Raw genomic sequence first — 14,000 nt, forward strand, 5'->3', positions numbered from 1 at the left:
CGATGAAGAAGCCCGCTTTCAGGAAGAAGTCCGGCGGCCGGGCCGAGGACGCCTTCGAGCCCGCCGAGGCCGTCGAGCCGACGGAGTCCGCCAAGGCCTTCGAGCCGGCGGAGTCCGCCGGGACCGCCCGCCCGCAGGGCAAGGCCCCCGGCCGGTCCGCCGGGAAGACCACCCGGTCCCTGCTGGCCGCGGCCGTGGTGCTCGCGGCGGTGTTCGGCATCGCCCAGGTCCGCCAGCCGGCCGGCCAGGCCAAGGCGGCCGACGGCGTCGCCCCGAGCACCGCGCAGGTCGAGCGGACCGCGGCGGTCTGCCCGCAGCCGCTGCAGGGCCTGACCGGCTCGACCACGCTCACCGCCTACACCCCGCCCGGGACCGGCTCGGCCACCAGCGGCGCCGGCTGGCTCTCCGACCAGGCCGCCCCCGCCACCCCGCCGACCGCCACGCCCTCGGCCGCCCCGACGCCGACGGGCTCCGCGACCCAGGGACCGAGTGCGACCCCGGCCCCGAGCGGCTCGGGCGCCCCGGCCCCGGACAAGAACGCCGCGCCCGCCGACGCCAAACTGACTGTCACCAAGCCCGGCACCCCGGCCACCGGCCCGGCCACCAACGGCGACGCCGCGCCCGGCACCGGAGCCGTCGCCACCGGCGCGCTCGCCCCCGGCTTCACCGTCAGCCAGACCACCGTGGTCACCGAGCAGCGTGGCCTGGGCCTGTCCGGCCTCACCTGCACCCCGGCCGGCACCGACTTCTGGTTCGCCGGGGCCAGCACGGCCGGCGACCGGGTCGACTACCTCAGCCTGGTCAACGCCGAGTCCTCCGCCGCGGTGGTCGACATCAAGCTGTACGGCGACAAGGGCCTGATCGACAACGACGCCGCCAACGGCATCACCGTCGCCCCCGGCAGTTCGCAGTCCGTGCTGCTGTCCACCATCAGCAAGGGCGCCGTCACCGACCTCGCCGTGCACGTGGTGGTCCGCTCCGGGCGGATCGGCGCCGCGCTGCACGCCGCCGACGGCAACAAGGGCGCCGACTGGATCCCCGCCTCCGCCGAGCCGGCCGCCACCCAGGTGCTGCCTGGCCTGCCCGCCGACACCTCCGCCGCCCGCCTGGTGGTCTGGGCGCCGCCGGAGGACGACGCCGACCTGAAGATCCAGCTCTCCGGCAAGAACGGCTGGTTCACCCCGGCCGGCAACGAGTCGATCCACGTCAAGGCGGGCATGGTGGCCGCCGTCGACCTCGGCAAGATCACCCGCGACGAGGTCGCCGGACTGCGGCTGTCACCCAGCGACGACAAGCACCCCACCGCGATCGTGGCCGGCCTGCGGGTCGACCGCACGGGGAACAACGGCAAGAGCGACGCGGCCTGGCTCACCGGCAGCAACCCGATCGGCGCCCGCGCCACCGTCGCCGACAACCGGGCCGGCAACTCCACGCTGTTCCTGACCTCCACCGGCGACGCCGCCACCGTCAAGGTCACCGGCTCGGCCGGCAGCGGCGGCGGCACCCCGGCGACCAAGGAGGTCCAGGTCCCGGCCGGCGGCACGGTCGCCATCCCGGCGCCCGAGCCCGCCGGGCTGAACGGCGTCTTCGCGGTCACCGTGGAGACCGAGTCCGGCGGCCCGGTGGTCGCCGCCCGGATGCTCGCCATCCCCACCAAGGACGTGCCGATGTTCACCGTCCAGGCGCTGCGCGACGACCACAGCACCGTCAAGGTCCCGCAGGCCGCCCAGGACCCGGGCGTCGTCCTGCGCTGACCGGGCGCCCCGGGGGCCTTCGGGCTCCCGGGGCTGTTACCCCCCGCTCGCCTCCGGGCGCTCCCGATCCGGTGTCGACACTCCTCGCTCCGGCACTCGCTGCGCTCGCTTGTCGCTCGTCGCTTTCGACACCGGCGCGCCCTTCGGGCTCCCGGGGCTGTTACCCCCCGCTCGCCTCCGGGCGCTCCCGATACGCCCTTCTCCCGAGAGGTCAGTCCTCGTCGTAGCGCGGGTCGATCGCGTCCGGCGACAGCCCCAGAAGTTCGGCCACCTGCTCGATCAGGATCTCGTGCACCAGCGCCGCCCGGTCCTCCCGGGTCTTCGCCCGGATCTCCACCGGCCGCCGGTACACCACGATCTGGCTCTTGCGGCCCTTCTCGCCCGGCGACACCCGGCCCAGCGGCACACCGTCGTCGGTGTCGGCGCCGTCCGCCTCGTGCAGCGGCACCTCCTGGACGGCGAACTCCACCTCGATCAGCTGCGGCCAACGCCGCTCCAGCCGCTCCACCGACTCGCGCACGTAGTCGTCGAACAGTTCGGAGCGGGTGAGCGAGATCGGCACCTGGGGCGGCGCCAGCGGGCCGCGCAGCCCTCTGCCGTGCCGGTCGCGGTGCCGGGGGCGGCGCGAGGGCCCTGTCGATGACTGCGGTGCGGAGCTGTCCATATCACTGCCGAGGGTAGTCCTTGGTCGGTCGGAAGTGGACCACTCCGACGGGGAAACGCCCGGGGGATCGGCGCACTGACGAGTGCGCGCCGGGCGACACGGCACCGCCTCCGGGCAGGCGGTCTTCGCTCCCCGGCGGGGAGTGCGGTACCGTCCACCCTCGTGAGCTCTGTACGTCGTTGTTCGCGGACCGCGTGCGGCCGACCGGCCGTCGCGACGCTGACGTACGTCTACGCGGACTCCACCGCCGTACTGGGCCCGCTCGCCACCTACGCCGAGCCCCACTGCTACGACCTGTGCGCCGAGCACGCCGAGCGGCTCACCGCCCCGCGCGGCTGGGAGGTCGTCCGGCTCGCCGCCGAGGCCGGGCCGCTGCGCCGCAGCAGCGACGACCTGGAGGCCCTCGCCAACGCCGTCCGCGAGGCCGCCCGCCCGCAGACCCCCCGTCAGGGCCGCGTTCCCGAGGGCGATTCCACCGAGGGCAGCCGCCGCGGCCACCTCCGGGTGCTCCGCTCGCCCGACAACTGACGCCTCACCCGGCACGGAGCGTTCGCCCGGCCCGGGTACGCTGCCCGTCTGACGTCACCGCGACCCGTCGACCGAACGGAGCCGGTGGCCCGACGTATCGATCAGCAAAGACACAGGGTGGAGCCGCAGTGCGCGACCTCAAGCAGCTCGTGAAGGCGTACGACGTCCGAGGTGTCGTCCCGGACCAGTGGGACGAGGGCCTGTCCCGGGCCTTCGGTGCCGCCTTCGTGCAGGTCACCGGCGCGACCGCGATCGTGGTCGGCCACGACATGCGCCCCTCCTCCCCGTCGCTCAGCCGGGCCTTCGCCGAGGGCGCCGCGGCCTACGGCGCCGACGTGGTCGAGATCGGCCTCTGCTCGACCGACCAGCTCTACTACGCCAGCGGCAAGCTCGACCTGCCCGGCGCGATGTTCACCGCCAGCCACAACCCGGCCCAGTACAACGGCATCAAGCTCTGCCGGGCCGGCGCAGCCCCGGTCGGCCAGGACACCGGCCTGTCCGAGATCCGCGAGCTGGTCGAGTCCTGGACCGGCGAGGACGACACCGTCACCGTCCCGGCCAAGGACGTCAAGCCCGGCGCGCTCTCCGAGCAGGAGACCCTGCGCGGCTACGCCGACCACCTGCTGGGCCTGGTCGACCTGACCGCCATCCGCCCGCTCAAGGTCGCGGTGGACGCCGGCAACGGCATGGGCGGCCACACCGTGCCGACCGTCTTCGACGGCCTGCCGATCGAGCTCGTCCCGATGTACTTCGAGCTGGACGGCACCTTCCCCAACCACGAGGCCAACCCGCTCGACCCGAAGAACCTGGTCGACCTGCAGGCCAAGGTCCGCGAGGTCGGCGCCGACGTGGGCCTGGCCTTCGACGGCGACGCCGACCGCTGCTTCGTCGTGGACGAGCGCGGCGAGCCGGTCTCCCCGTCCGCGATCACCGCCCTGGTCGCCGCCCGCGAGATCGCCCGCGCCAAGGCCGCCGGCGAGTCCGAGCCGACCGTCATCCACAACCTGATCACCTCCTGGACCGTCCCCGAGGTGGTCCGCGAGCTCGGCGCCACCCCGGTGCGCACCCGGGTCGGCCACTCCTTCATCAAGCAGGAGATGGCCGTCACCGACGCCGTCTTCGGCGGTGAGCACTCCGCGCACTACTACTTCCGCGACTTCTGGCGCGCCGACACCGGCATGCTGGCCGCGCTGCACGTGCTGGCCGCGCTCGGCGGCCAGGAGGGCACGCTCTCCGAGCTGACCGCCGAGTACGACCGCTACGCCGCCTCCGGCGAGATCAACAGCACCGTCGCCGACCAGGCCGCCAGCACCGCCGCCGTCCGCGCCGCCTACGCCGGCCTGGAGGGCACCACCGTGGACGAGCTGGACGGCCTCACCGTGGCCGGCCCGGACTGGTGGTTCAACCTGCGCGCCTCCAACACCGAGCCGCTGCTGCGCCTCAACGTCGAGGCCAAGGACCCGGCGAAGATGGCGGAGCTGCGCGACGGCGTGCTCGCCGTCGTCCGCGCCTGAGCGAGCGCATCCGAGCGAAGCGCGCCTGACAACGGGCCGCAGTGCCCCGGCCGGTAGGGTTGCCTATCGGCCGGGGCACCTCCGTGCCACCCCCGAACTTTGGAGAGCCCCATGAAGCTCGAATCCTTCCTGCTGGAGATCCTGGTCTGCCCGCAGTGCCGGGCCGCGCTCGCCGAGGGCGGCACCGAGGAGCAGCCCGAGCTGGTCTGCATCGGCACGGACTGCGGCCTCGCGTACCCGGTCCGGGACGGCATTCCGGTCCTCCTGGTGGACGAGGCCCGCCGCCCGGCCTGATCCTGGGGGCGAAGCCCCACCCGCGCCCGCCGCCCACAGGACAGCCGGAGGCCCGCCGCATGCTCGACGACACCCTGCTCGACGACCCGGCCGCCCTCCAGCGCGCCGACCACGACCGCGCCCTGCTGGCCCTGGCCGGCGCCGGCGCCCGGGTCCGCACCACGCTGCGGCAGGCCGAGGCGGCCGGTCTCGACCGGCTGCGCCCGGACGGCCGCCCGCGAGCCGTCCTGGTCGCCGGCTACGGCAGCGCCCTGACGGCGGGCGAGATCCTGGCCACGCTGGCCGGGACCTCCAGCCTGGTCACCCCGCTGCCGCCGACCGAGGCCGCCGCCCCGCGCAGCGACCGGGCCGGCGCGCCGCCCGCCTTCACCGCCGGGCTCGGCTGGCAGCTGCCCGGCTGGGCCGGCCCGCTCGACCTGCTGGTGATCAGCTCTGCCGACGGCGGCGAACAGGGCCTGATCAGCCTCGCCGAGCAGGCGTACGCGCGCGGCTGCGCCATCGTCGTCACAGCCCCCGCCGGCAGCCCGCTGGCCGAGGCCGCGCTCCAGGTGCGCGCGCTGCCGCTGCCGTACACGGCCTCGGTGCTGCCCGACGAGGGCCTGCCCGCCGTACCGGCCGCCGAGCCGGACCTGCCGCCCGAGGACCCGGCCGCGCTCTGGTCCCACCTGACCCCGATGCTGGCGCTCGCCCAGAAGCTCGGCCTCACCCAGCTGCCGTACAACGCGCTGTCGGCCGTCGCCGACCTGCTGGACGCCGCCGCCGTGCGCTGCCGGCCGGACGCCGCCGCGTACACCAACCCGGCGAAGGGGCTGGCCGCGCGGCTGGCCGGGACCGTCCCGCTGCTGTGGGCCGAGGGCCCGATCGCCGGGGCGGCCGCCGCCAGGTTCGCCGCCCAGCTGGCCGACCGGGCCGGCCGCCCGGCGCTGGCCGGGCCGCTGCCGCAGGTGCTCACCGCCCACCGCGGCATGTTCACCGGCCAGTTGGGCGCCGGCGCGGACCCGGACGACTTCTTCCGCGACCGGGTCGAGGAGCCCGATCCGCTGCACCTGCAGGTCCTGCTGCTGCGGCACGTCCCCGGCACCGGCTCGGCGGAGGAGCAGGACGGCCCGGCCGAGGTGCCGGAGGACGACGAGCGCCCGCGCAGCTTCGGCGTCGGCCGCGCGCACCGGCTGGCGGCCGCCCACGACGTCCGGCTGACCGAGTACGCGAGCACCCTGGCGGACCCGCTGCAGGCGTTGGCCGACCTGATCGCGCTGACCGACTTCGCCGCCGTCTACCTGGGGCTCGCCGCAGCGCAGTCCTGAGCCGGCTGCCGCTACTCTCGGCGCGTGAGCGAGCGACGTGAGCGAACCATCGACAGGTGCGTACGGGCGAATGCCCCTGCCGAGCGCAGCGAGGTGGGCGCATGAGTACAGAGGGCGGGACGAAGGCACTGGTGGCGGCGCTGTCCGCGAACCTGGCGATCGCGGCGGCCAAGTTCACCGCCTTCGGCTTCACCGGCTCCTCCTCGATGCTGGCCGAGGGCGTGCACTCGGTGGCCGACTCCGGCAACCAGGTGCTGCTGCTGGTCGGCGGCAGGCGGGCGCGCCGGGCGGCGGACGAGGAGCATCCGTTCGGGTACGGCCGCGAGCGCTACGTCTACGGCTTCCTGGTGGCCATCGTGCTGTTCAGCGTCGGTGGCCTGTTCGCCATCTACGAGGGCTGGCACAAGGTCAGCCACCCGGAGGCGCTGGACTCCTGGGGCTGGGCGGTCGGCGTGCTGGTCTTCGCCCTCGGGATGGAGGGCTGGTCCTTCCTCACCGCGATGCGGGAGTCCGCCAAGGCCAAGGGCGGGCAGGGCTGGGTGCAGTTCATCCGCACCGCCAAGGCGCCGGAGCTGCCGGTGGTGCTGCTGGAGGACACCGGCGCGCTGATCGGCCTGATGCTCGCGTTGTTCGGGGTCTCGCTCACCGTGATCACCGGCAACGGCGTCTGGGACGGCGTCGGCACCCTGTGCATCGGCGTCCTGCTGGTGGTGATCGCCGTGGTGCTCGCCCTGGAGACCAAGTCGCTGCTGCTCGGCGAGTCCGCCGACAAGGAGTCGGTGCGGCGGATCCGCGCCGCGCTGGTGGACGGCGAGGCGGTCACCGGGGTGATCCACATGCGCACCCTGCACCTCGGCCCGGAGGAGCTGCTGGTCGCCGCCAAGATCTCCGTCAACGCGGAGGACAGCGCAGCCCGGGTGGCGCAGGCGATTGACGAGGCCGAGGAGCGGGTCCGCGCCGCCGTCCCGATCGCCCGGGTGATCTACCTGGAGCCGGACGTCTACAGCGCCGAGAAGGACGCCGCGGGCGAGGACCCGGCCGCCACCCCGGGCGGTCCCGGCCCCGGCGCGGCGCACTGACGGACCGTCCTCGCCCGGCTGGTGTCCGGGTCGAGCGGCGGTCGGATCCGGGGCCGAAATCGGTCATCGGCGGACGACCGGTGGGGCCGCCGGTGTAGATTCGTCACCAGAGCCAGAACGTCGCTGCTGATGGCGGTCGATCGGCGGTCCGCACCCGTAGGGTGTGCGCCGGTCGAGGGAGAGAGGTCCTCCGACGGTTTGTGCTGCGCAGCAGGGAGCCGGTCCGCCACCACGGGATCCGGCAGCCCCGGCGTAGCCGTGCGTCCGTACGGCCCGCCATGCGCGACACATCCGGACCTTGGCCGTGCCCCACCCCATCAGCGAGGAGCAGACGCATGTCGACCGACATCACCGGTGACTTCAAGGTCGCCGACCTTTCCCTGGCGCCGTTCGGCCGCAAGGAGATCCAGCTGGCCGAGCACGAGATGCCCGGCCTGATGGCGATCCGCGCCGAGTTCGCCGAGTCGCAGCCGCTGGCCGGCGCCCGGATCACCGGCTCGCTGCACATGACCATCCAGACCGCCGTGCTGATCGAGACCCTGACGGCGCTCGGCGCCGAGGTCCGCTGGTGCTCCTGCAACATCTTCTCCACCCAGGACCACGCCGCCGCCGCCATCGCCGTCGGCCCGGAGGGCACCGCGGAGAACCCGCAGGGCGTGCCGGTCTTCGCCTGGAAGGGCGAGACCCTGGAGGAGTACTGGTGGTGCACCGAGCAGGCGCTGACCTGGCCTGACGGGCAGACCCCGAACATGATCCTGGACGACGGCGGCGACGCCACCCTGCTGATCCACAAGGGCGTCGAGTTCGAGAAGGCCGGTGCCGCTCCGGACCCGTCCACCGCGGACAACGACGAGTTCCGGATCATCCTCGAGCTGCTCAACCGCACCCTCAAGGAGACCCCGAACAAGTGGACCGAGGTCGCCGCCACCATCAAGGGCGTGACCGAGGAGACCACCACCGGTGTCCACCGCCTGTACGAGATGCACCGTGACGGCCAGCTGCTGTTCCCGGCGATCAACGTCAACGACTCGGTCACCAAGTCGAAGTTCGACAACAAGTACGGCTGCCGCCACTCGCTCATCGACGGCATCAACCGCGCCACCGACGTACTGATCGGCGGCAAGGTCGCGGTCGTCTGCGGCTACGGCGACGTCGGCAAGGGCTGCGCCGAGTCGCTGCGCGGCCAGGGCGCCCGCGTCATCGTCACCGAGATCGACCCGATCTGCGCGCTCCAGGCGGCGATGGACGGCTACCAGGTCGCCACGCTGGACGACGTCGTCGAGATCGCCGACATCTTCATCACCACCACGGGCAACAAGGACATCATCATGGCCTCCCACATGGCCCGGATGAAGCACCAGGCCATCGTGGGCAACATCGGCCACTTCGACAACGAGATCGACATGGCCGGCCTGGCCAAGCTCGACGGCGTCGTGAAGACCGAGATCAAGCCGCAGGTCCACGAGTGGCGCAAGGCCGACGGCCGCACCATCATCGTCCTCTCCGAGGGCCGCCTGCTGAACCTGGGCAACGCGACCGGTCACCCGTCCTTCGTGATGTCCAACTCCTTCGCGAACCAGACGATCGCCCAGATCGAGCTGTTCACGAAGACCGACCAGTACCCGACCGGCGTCTACGTGCTGCCGAAGCACCTGGACGAGAAGGTCGCCCGCCTGCACCTGGACGCGCTGGGCGTGAAGCTGACCACCCTGACCCAGGAGCAGGCCGACTACATCGGCGTTCCGGTCGAGGGCCCGTACAAGCCGGAGCAGTACCGCTACTGATGTGGTGAGCCGCCGCTGACGCGGTGACGCGAACGCCGGTGGCCGGCACCCCCCGGGGGTGCCGGCCACCGGCGTTCGGCCTCTCGGGTGCTCAGCGGACGAACACGTCGGTGGTCCAGTCCCGCTCGTTCACGCCGATGGGCTCGGTGCGCGCGAGCAGTCCGGACAGTCCGCCGATCTGCTCCAGGGCCGACGGGGTGCCCCCGTACACGTTGGCGCAGATCCACACGCCGTTCCGGGATTCGCAGGTCGGGGCGGGGGTGGGGTGCCCGGTCGGCATCGTGCCGGGCTCGTCCGTGTCCGGCCGCAGTTCGAGGGTGACGGCCTTCCCCTCGATCTTGAAGTTCAGGTAGAGGTTCCAGGCTCCCCGGCCGCCCGGGTCCGGGCGGGAGAGCTGCACCACGTCGGGCGTCCCGAACTCCTCGGGCAGGCCGGTGAACTGGACCGGCAGCGGGACGTCCCGGTGTCCGTACCTGACGCCGTTGGCCACCTTGAGGAGCACGTCGCGACCGGTCTCCTCCGGGGTGCCGTTGCTCGCGCTGAGTTCCGCCCAGCGGCCCGAGGGGGTCAGCCAGCGCAGCGACCACGTCTGCGTCCCGTTCGACACGTTCGACAGGGTCGTCCAGTAGGCCGTCCGCCCGTCGATCGGCGGGGCGTCCTCGCGCACGAGGTGCGTGCCGGTCGGGAGTGGCCGCCCCTCCATCGGGGGCTCGACGCCGGCGGGGTAGAGCTGGAGATTCAGGCGCGGGATGCTCCGGCCGGTGTCCTTGGACGCGGAGTAGGCGCCCTGGGCCTGGATCTCGCGGTCGATCCGGCCCGGCTGGTCCACCCAGTCGGGCAGCCAGCCGTAGGAGATCTCGGTGCTGAGCGGGTCCGAGGCGGCGGCTCGGGTGGCGGTCGGCGTCGGGGTCGGTGTCGCCGTCTGGGTGACCGCCGGGAGGGTCTGCACCGCCGGTGTCGTGTTGCCGGGCTTCATCAGCATCGTGACCGTGAGCGCGGCGGCCGCCACGACGGCCACCGCGCCGGCCGTGGCCCGGTACCGGCGGTGCAGGCGGGCCCGGCCGCGGGCGATGGAGGTGGTGACGTCGAAGGCGACGGGCGGGGCCGGCTCGTCGGCCAGGGCCGACAGGGCGGCGGTCAGCTCGTGGTGGTCGGTGGTGGTCATGACGTCCTCTCTGCGACAGCCGGGACGAGAACGAGGCTGCGACGCAGGGTGTCCAGGGCGCGCGCGCTCTGGCTCTTCACGTTGCCGGACGAGCAGTTCAGCGCCTCGGCCGCCTGATCGATCGACAGGTCGCAGTAGTACCGGAGCACGACCGTCGCGCGCTGGCGCGGCGGGAGCGCCGCCAGCGCCTGGCGCAGATCGAGCGAGACGTCCAGGTCGATGCTCTCGGCCGCGATGTCCGGCTCGGTGCCGACCCGTACCGTCCGGCGCCACCAGGAGGTGCGCTGCTCGGCGAGGAACGTGTTGACCAGCGTCCGGCGGGCGTAGCCGTCCACGTTCTTCGCGCGGCTCGCCTTCGCCCAGTGCACGTACAGCTTGGTGATGGTCTCCTGCACCAGGTCGTCGGCCCGGTGCCAGTCCCCGCACAGCAGATAGGCGACCTTCCGCAGCCAGCCGCTCCTGGAGGCCACGTACTCCGTGAACTCCTCGTCGCGCGTCTGCTTCGCCATCTGCACCCCCTCTCGTCGTGGCGGCGGCGCGGTCTCCGCACCGTCCGCCTCCTTAATGCGGGCACCGGCCCGGAACGTTGCATGCGGGCGCGCACGTAGGCTTCGGGCATGCCCAATGGCCGGTACTCGCTGCACGACACCCACGACCACCTGCTGCTCGGCGAGGAGCGCTTCAGCTGCGCGCCCGGGGCGGCCGGGTGGCGGTACGTCTCCAAGACCTACGCGCCGGACGGCCGGGTGATCGGCAGCGTCGACCTCACGCTGGACTCGCGGGCCCGGCCACTGCGGATGGAGCTGCGGGCCGGCGGCTGGCAGGTGCGCGGCGGCGCGGTGGACGGGGTGGCCTGGGTCCGTACCGACGCGGCGGACCCGGGCGGCGCGTCGGCGGTGGAGGGGCACGACCGGGCGCACGGCTTCACCGGGCGCTCGCCGGGCTTCCTGGTCGCCACCGCCCGGATGCTGCGGCTGCGGGAGGGGGCGAGCGCGCGGGTGCGGCTGGTGGCGTTCACCGAGCCGGTGCTGGCGCCGCGCACCTTCGACCAGGGGTGGCTGCTGGAGGGCGTCGACACCCACGAGACGGACTCGGGGCCGCTGCTGGTCGAGCGGTACCAGGTGGCGGACCTGGAGACGGGGGAGCAGCAGGTCGTGCACCTGGCGGGGGACGTGGTGCTGGCGGCGGAGGGGATCGAGCTGGAGGAGCTGGAATCGCCGCCGAACGCCTGGCCGGTGGGGGACGTAGGGGAGTAGCCGGACCGGGTTCAGGCGGGCGGGGCGAAGCCGGTGTCGGCGACGGCGGGCCTGTCGAGCGACGGGACCGCCGGGGGCACCGGCGCTGCGGGGGCCGGCGCGTGGGCGACGGGCGCCATGGGCGCGGGCATCCCGAGGACACGGTGGGGCCGTCCGTCGACCGGTGCCACCGGAGCCGCGGGGGCCGTCGGGACGGTGACCGGGCGCGGGGCGGTCATCTGGACGGCCGCCTGCGCCGCGAACCGCTGCTGGGCGCGCATCCACTCCCGGCGCTGGCGCTCGGTGAGCACCGCGCCCAGGTAGGCGACCGGGTGCAGCCCCGGCGGTATCGGGTGGCCAATCCGGGCGGACAGGTCCTCGGCCAGGCCGGCGGCCATCCGGAACGCCACCGACGGCTCCAACTGGCCTATCCTGCCGAGCAGTTGGCGGACCGCGAGCCAGAGCGGCTCGGGCACCGCGGACAGGTCCATCGCGACCAGCTCGCGGCCCATGTCGTGGAGCAGCTGCGGGTGCACCGGCGGCAGCGGGGTGGTCCGCCCGCCCGCGCCCGGGGTGCGTTCGCGGACGACCACCGTCCCGGCGAAGATGTCGCCGAGCCGCTTCCCGTCCGAGTTCACCGCCGAGGTGATCACGGCCGCGGAACCGGTCACCGCGATCAGCTCGATGAAGCCGACCAGCCCGCGCACCAGCGAGTGCCGGAACCGGACCGGGCCGCCGTCGGTGCGGACCACCCGCAGGCCGAGCGCGGCCTTGCCGAGCGAGCGCCCGTGGCTGAGGGTCTCGACCATCACCGGCACGGCGGCCAGGAAGAACACCGTCAGGCCGAGCAGCGTCGCTGCCGCCGCCGCGCCGTCGAGGTCGATCAGGGCGACGCTCAGCACCAGCGAGACGATGAACAGGGCGGCGAACTCGACGAGCAGGTCGAGCACGATCGCCAGCGCCCTGCTCGGAAGCTTCGCCGTCTGCAGGTCGAGGACGACCGCCTCACCCGTCACCAGGTCGCTCAAGACACCTGTCCGTTCACGCTCATGCGGGGAGGGGGAGTTCGAATGGATCGGCCCCCCACGACCCGCTCTCCGCAGTCCGATCCGCAGCCGCAAACATACGGCGCCCGGTGGGCGCACGGGAAGTGAGATCCCGACGGCTGCGGAGGCAACGGTTCCTGGCATGCTGGGCCGAACGTGTCCGTACGCACCTGCCCGACCGCGCACGCGCGCCACGCGCCCACCGCCGACCATGGAGCCGCCGAATGGACCTGGACGTCTTCGTCGCCACCCACCAGGGGGAGTGGGCCCGGCTGGACGCCCTCGCCCGCAGGCGCCGCCTCAACGGTGAGGAGGCCGACGAGCTCGTCACCCTCTACCAGCGCGCCACCGGCCACCTGGCCAAGGTCCAGGCGGCTGCGCCCGACCCGGCCCTGGTCAGCCGGCTGACCGGCCTGGTCTCTCGGGCCCGCAGCGCGGTGACCGGCGCCCGCACCAACGGCTGGCAGGACGTCGCCCGCTACTACACGGTGAGCTTCCCGGCCGCGCTGTACCGCGCCCGCCGTTGGTGGGTGCCGGTGGCGGTCGTGTCGATGATCGCCACCGCGCTGCTCGCCTGGTGGATGGCGACCCACCCGGAGGTCCGCAACAGCCTCATCGCCCCCGACCAGCTGCGGGAGATGACCCGCCCCGGCGGTCAGTACGAGGCGTACTACTCGGACCGGCCGGCCAGCTCCTTCGCGGCGCAGGTCTGGACGAACAACGCCTGGATCGCGGTGCAGTGCCTGCTGTACGGAATCGCGCTGGGCATTCCGGTCCTGTGGGTGATGTGGACCAACGTGGTCAACCTCGGCATCGGCGTCGGACTGATGGCCTCGGCTGGCCGGCTCGACGTCTTCCTCGGTCTGCTCATTCCGCACGGCCTGCTGGAGCTGACCGCGGTCTTCGTGGCCGGCGGCCTCGGTCTGCGCCTCGGCTGGACCGTCATCGACCCCGGCCCGCGCACCCGGACCGTCGCGCTGGCGGAACAGGGCCGCTCGATCATCGGGATGTCGATGGGCCTGGCGACCGTGTTGGCGGTCTCCGGTGTCCTCGAAGCCTTCGTGACCCCGTCCGGCCTGCCGACCTGGGCGCGCATTTCGATCGGCGTGCTGGCCGAGGTGGCCTTCCTTCTGTACGCCCTGGTGTTGGGCCGAAGGGCCGCCGAGGGCGGAGAGTCCGGCGACGTGGATGCGGCCGACCGGGCGGACCTGCAGCCCGTCGCGGCCTGAGTCGATGCGATCAACAGGCTCCTGACCTGCTACTCTTCTCGCATCCCGGCCAAACCATTGACGTGGTGAGGATGGGCTAGTAGGTTTGAACGGTTGGGACTGACTGGACAACGGTCAAGCCCGGGCGTTAGTGTCTACGACACCGCCGAAATCGAGGCGAGCGCGTTTCACGAAATGCGCGCTCTCTGATGAAGCAAATCCCGCGGACTGAGCACACCGAAGGCTTTGATAGGCTTCGGAGCGAGGTTCGAAGGAAATCCCGCCAGTGGGAATTCAGAGAAAACGAAGCTGGTAAGAACGGCCGAGAAGATCTGATAAGCTGGAAACACGAAAGAACGAAGCGCCCGGAGGGCCCGCTGGAAGGCGGTCCGAAGGAAGTGTCCGTTCCTTGAGAACTCAACAGC

The 14,000-nt window shown here is 72.9% G+C and carries 14 protein-coding genes; 9 read left to right on the plus strand and 5 right to left on the minus strand.

The window, feature by feature from the left end:
• Nucleotides 1-2: 2 nt before the first annotated feature.
• Nucleotides 3-1,754 (plus strand): DUF5719 family protein, encoded by a 1,752-nt coding sequence (locus ACWC9T_RS29490; RefSeq protein WP_449824090.1) that lies wholly within the window; start codon nucleotides 3-5, stop codon nucleotides 1,752-1,754.
• A 211-nt stretch (nucleotides 1,755-1,965) separates the two neighbouring features.
• Here ACWC9T_RS29490 and ACWC9T_RS29495 read toward each other — a convergent pair whose 3' ends face one another.
• On the minus strand, nucleotides 1,966-2,418 hold the full coding sequence (locus tag ACWC9T_RS29495; protein WP_449824091.1) for a metallopeptidase family protein: 453 nt from the start codon (nucleotides 2,416-2,418) through the stop codon (nucleotides 1,966-1,968).
• A gap of 75 nt (nucleotides 2,419-2,493) precedes the next feature.
• Between ACWC9T_RS29495 and ACWC9T_RS29500 the strand changes: the two genes are divergently transcribed.
• From ACWC9T_RS29500 to ahcY, 6 genes are all read left to right on the plus strand, one after another.
• Entirely contained in the window at nucleotides 2,494-2,946 is a 453-nt protein-coding gene (locus tag ACWC9T_RS29500; protein ID WP_449824103.1) for a DUF3499 domain-containing protein, read from the plus strand.
• A 128-nt stretch (nucleotides 2,947-3,074) separates the two neighbouring features.
• Nucleotides 3,075-4,460, plus strand: coding sequence for a phosphomannomutase/phosphoglucomutase (locus ACWC9T_RS29505; protein WP_449824092.1), 1,386 nt, complete (start codon nucleotides 3,075-3,077; stop codon nucleotides 4,458-4,460).
• A 111-nt stretch (nucleotides 4,461-4,571) separates the two neighbouring features.
• Nucleotides 4,572-4,754 (plus strand): Trm112 family protein, encoded by a 183-nt coding sequence (locus tag ACWC9T_RS29510; RefSeq protein ID WP_449824093.1) that lies wholly within the window; start codon nucleotides 4,572-4,574, stop codon nucleotides 4,752-4,754.
• A gap of 59 nt (nucleotides 4,755-4,813) precedes the next feature.
• On the plus strand, nucleotides 4,814-6,058 hold the full coding sequence (locus tag ACWC9T_RS29515; protein WP_449824094.1) for an SIS domain-containing protein: 1,245 nt from the start codon (nucleotides 4,814-4,816) through the stop codon (nucleotides 6,056-6,058).
• A gap of 101 nt (nucleotides 6,059-6,159) precedes the next feature.
• A complete protein-coding gene (locus ACWC9T_RS29520) occupies nucleotides 6,160-7,137 on the plus strand; it encodes a cation diffusion facilitator family transporter (protein WP_449824095.1) in 978 nt (325 codons plus the stop codon).
• Between the two features lie 335 nt (nucleotides 7,138-7,472).
• Nucleotides 7,473-8,921: an adenosylhomocysteinase gene (gene ahcY / locus ACWC9T_RS29525; RefSeq protein ID WP_449824096.1), complete on the plus strand. Its 1,449-nt coding sequence runs from the start codon at nucleotides 7,473-7,475 to the stop codon at nucleotides 8,919-8,921.
• Between the two features lie 91 nt (nucleotides 8,922-9,012).
• On the opposite strand, the gene ACWC9T_RS29530 is transcribed toward ahcY, so the two are convergent.
• Nucleotides 9,013-10,086 carry a hypothetical protein gene (locus ACWC9T_RS29530; protein WP_449824097.1) on the minus strand — a complete coding sequence of 358 codons (1,074 nt, stop codon included), beginning with the start codon at nucleotides 10,084-10,086 and terminating at the stop codon, nucleotides 9,013-9,015.
• Complete coding sequence (locus tag ACWC9T_RS29535; protein WP_449824098.1) at nucleotides 10,083-10,595, minus strand: SigE family RNA polymerase sigma factor; 513 nt, start codon at nucleotides 10,593-10,595, stop codon at nucleotides 10,083-10,085. Before ACWC9T_RS29535 ends, ACWC9T_RS29530 begins: the two co-directional genes overlap by 4 nt.
• A gap of 108 nt (nucleotides 10,596-10,703) precedes the next feature.
• On the opposite strand from ACWC9T_RS29535, the gene ACWC9T_RS29540 reads away from it, so the two are divergent.
• Nucleotides 10,704-11,342, plus strand: a complete 639-nt coding sequence (locus tag ACWC9T_RS29540; protein WP_449824099.1) for a hypothetical protein — start codon at nucleotides 10,704-10,706, stop codon at nucleotides 11,340-11,342.
• A gap of 11 nt (nucleotides 11,343-11,353) precedes the next feature.
• On the opposite strand, the gene ACWC9T_RS29545 is transcribed toward ACWC9T_RS29540, so the two are convergent.
• Nucleotides 11,354-12,349, minus strand: coding sequence for an RDD family protein (locus tag ACWC9T_RS29545; protein WP_449824100.1), 996 nt, complete (start codon nucleotides 12,347-12,349; stop codon nucleotides 11,354-11,356).
• 242 nt (nucleotides 12,350-12,591) lie between these two features.
• Between ACWC9T_RS29545 and ACWC9T_RS29550 the strand changes: the two genes are divergently transcribed.
• Nucleotides 12,592-13,596, plus strand: a complete 1,005-nt coding sequence (locus tag ACWC9T_RS29550; protein ID WP_449824101.1) for a stage II sporulation protein M — start codon at nucleotides 12,592-12,594, stop codon at nucleotides 13,594-13,596.
• A 167-nt stretch (nucleotides 13,597-13,763) separates the two neighbouring features.
• On the opposite strand, the gene ACWC9T_RS29555 is transcribed toward ACWC9T_RS29550, so the two are convergent.
• Nucleotides 13,764-14,000: hypothetical protein (locus tag ACWC9T_RS29555; protein ID WP_449824102.1), on the minus strand; the 237-nt coding region annotated here is incomplete at its 5' end.

It is taken from the genome of Kitasatospora sp. NPDC001159 (assembly GCF_053598235.1).

Coding starts and splice junctions, on each gene's coding strand:
- ahcY (WP_449824096.1), top strand. CDS start 7,473: ATGTCGACCGACATCACCGGTGACTTCAAGGTCGCCGACCTTTCCCTG.
- ACWC9T_RS29530 (WP_449824097.1), bottom strand. CDS start 10,086: ATGACCACCACCGACCACCACGAGCTGACCGCCGCCCTGTCGGCCCTG.
- ACWC9T_RS29510 (WP_449824093.1), top strand. CDS start 4,572: ATGAAGCTCGAATCCTTCCTGCTGGAGATCCTGGTCTGCCCGCAGTGC.
- ACWC9T_RS29495 (WP_449824091.1), bottom strand. CDS start 2,418: ATGGACAGCTCCGCACCGCAGTCATCGACAGGGCCCTCGCGCCGCCCC.
- ACWC9T_RS29540 (WP_449824099.1), top strand. CDS start 10,704: ATGCCCAATGGCCGGTACTCGCTGCACGACACCCACGACCACCTGCTG.
- ACWC9T_RS29520 (WP_449824095.1), top strand. CDS start 6,160: ATGAGTACAGAGGGCGGGACGAAGGCACTGGTGGCGGCGCTGTCCGCG.
- ACWC9T_RS29490 (WP_449824090.1), top strand. CDS start 3: ATGAAGAAGCCCGCTTTCAGGAAGAAGTCCGGCGGCCGGGCCGAGGAC.
- ACWC9T_RS29550 (WP_449824101.1), top strand. CDS start 12,592: ATGGACCTGGACGTCTTCGTCGCCACCCACCAGGGGGAGTGGGCCCGG.
- ACWC9T_RS29515 (WP_449824094.1), top strand. CDS start 4,814: ATGCTCGACGACACCCTGCTCGACGACCCGGCCGCCCTCCAGCGCGCC.
- ACWC9T_RS29535 (WP_449824098.1), bottom strand. CDS start 10,595: ATGGCGAAGCAGACGCGCGACGAGGAGTTCACGGAGTACGTGGCCTCC.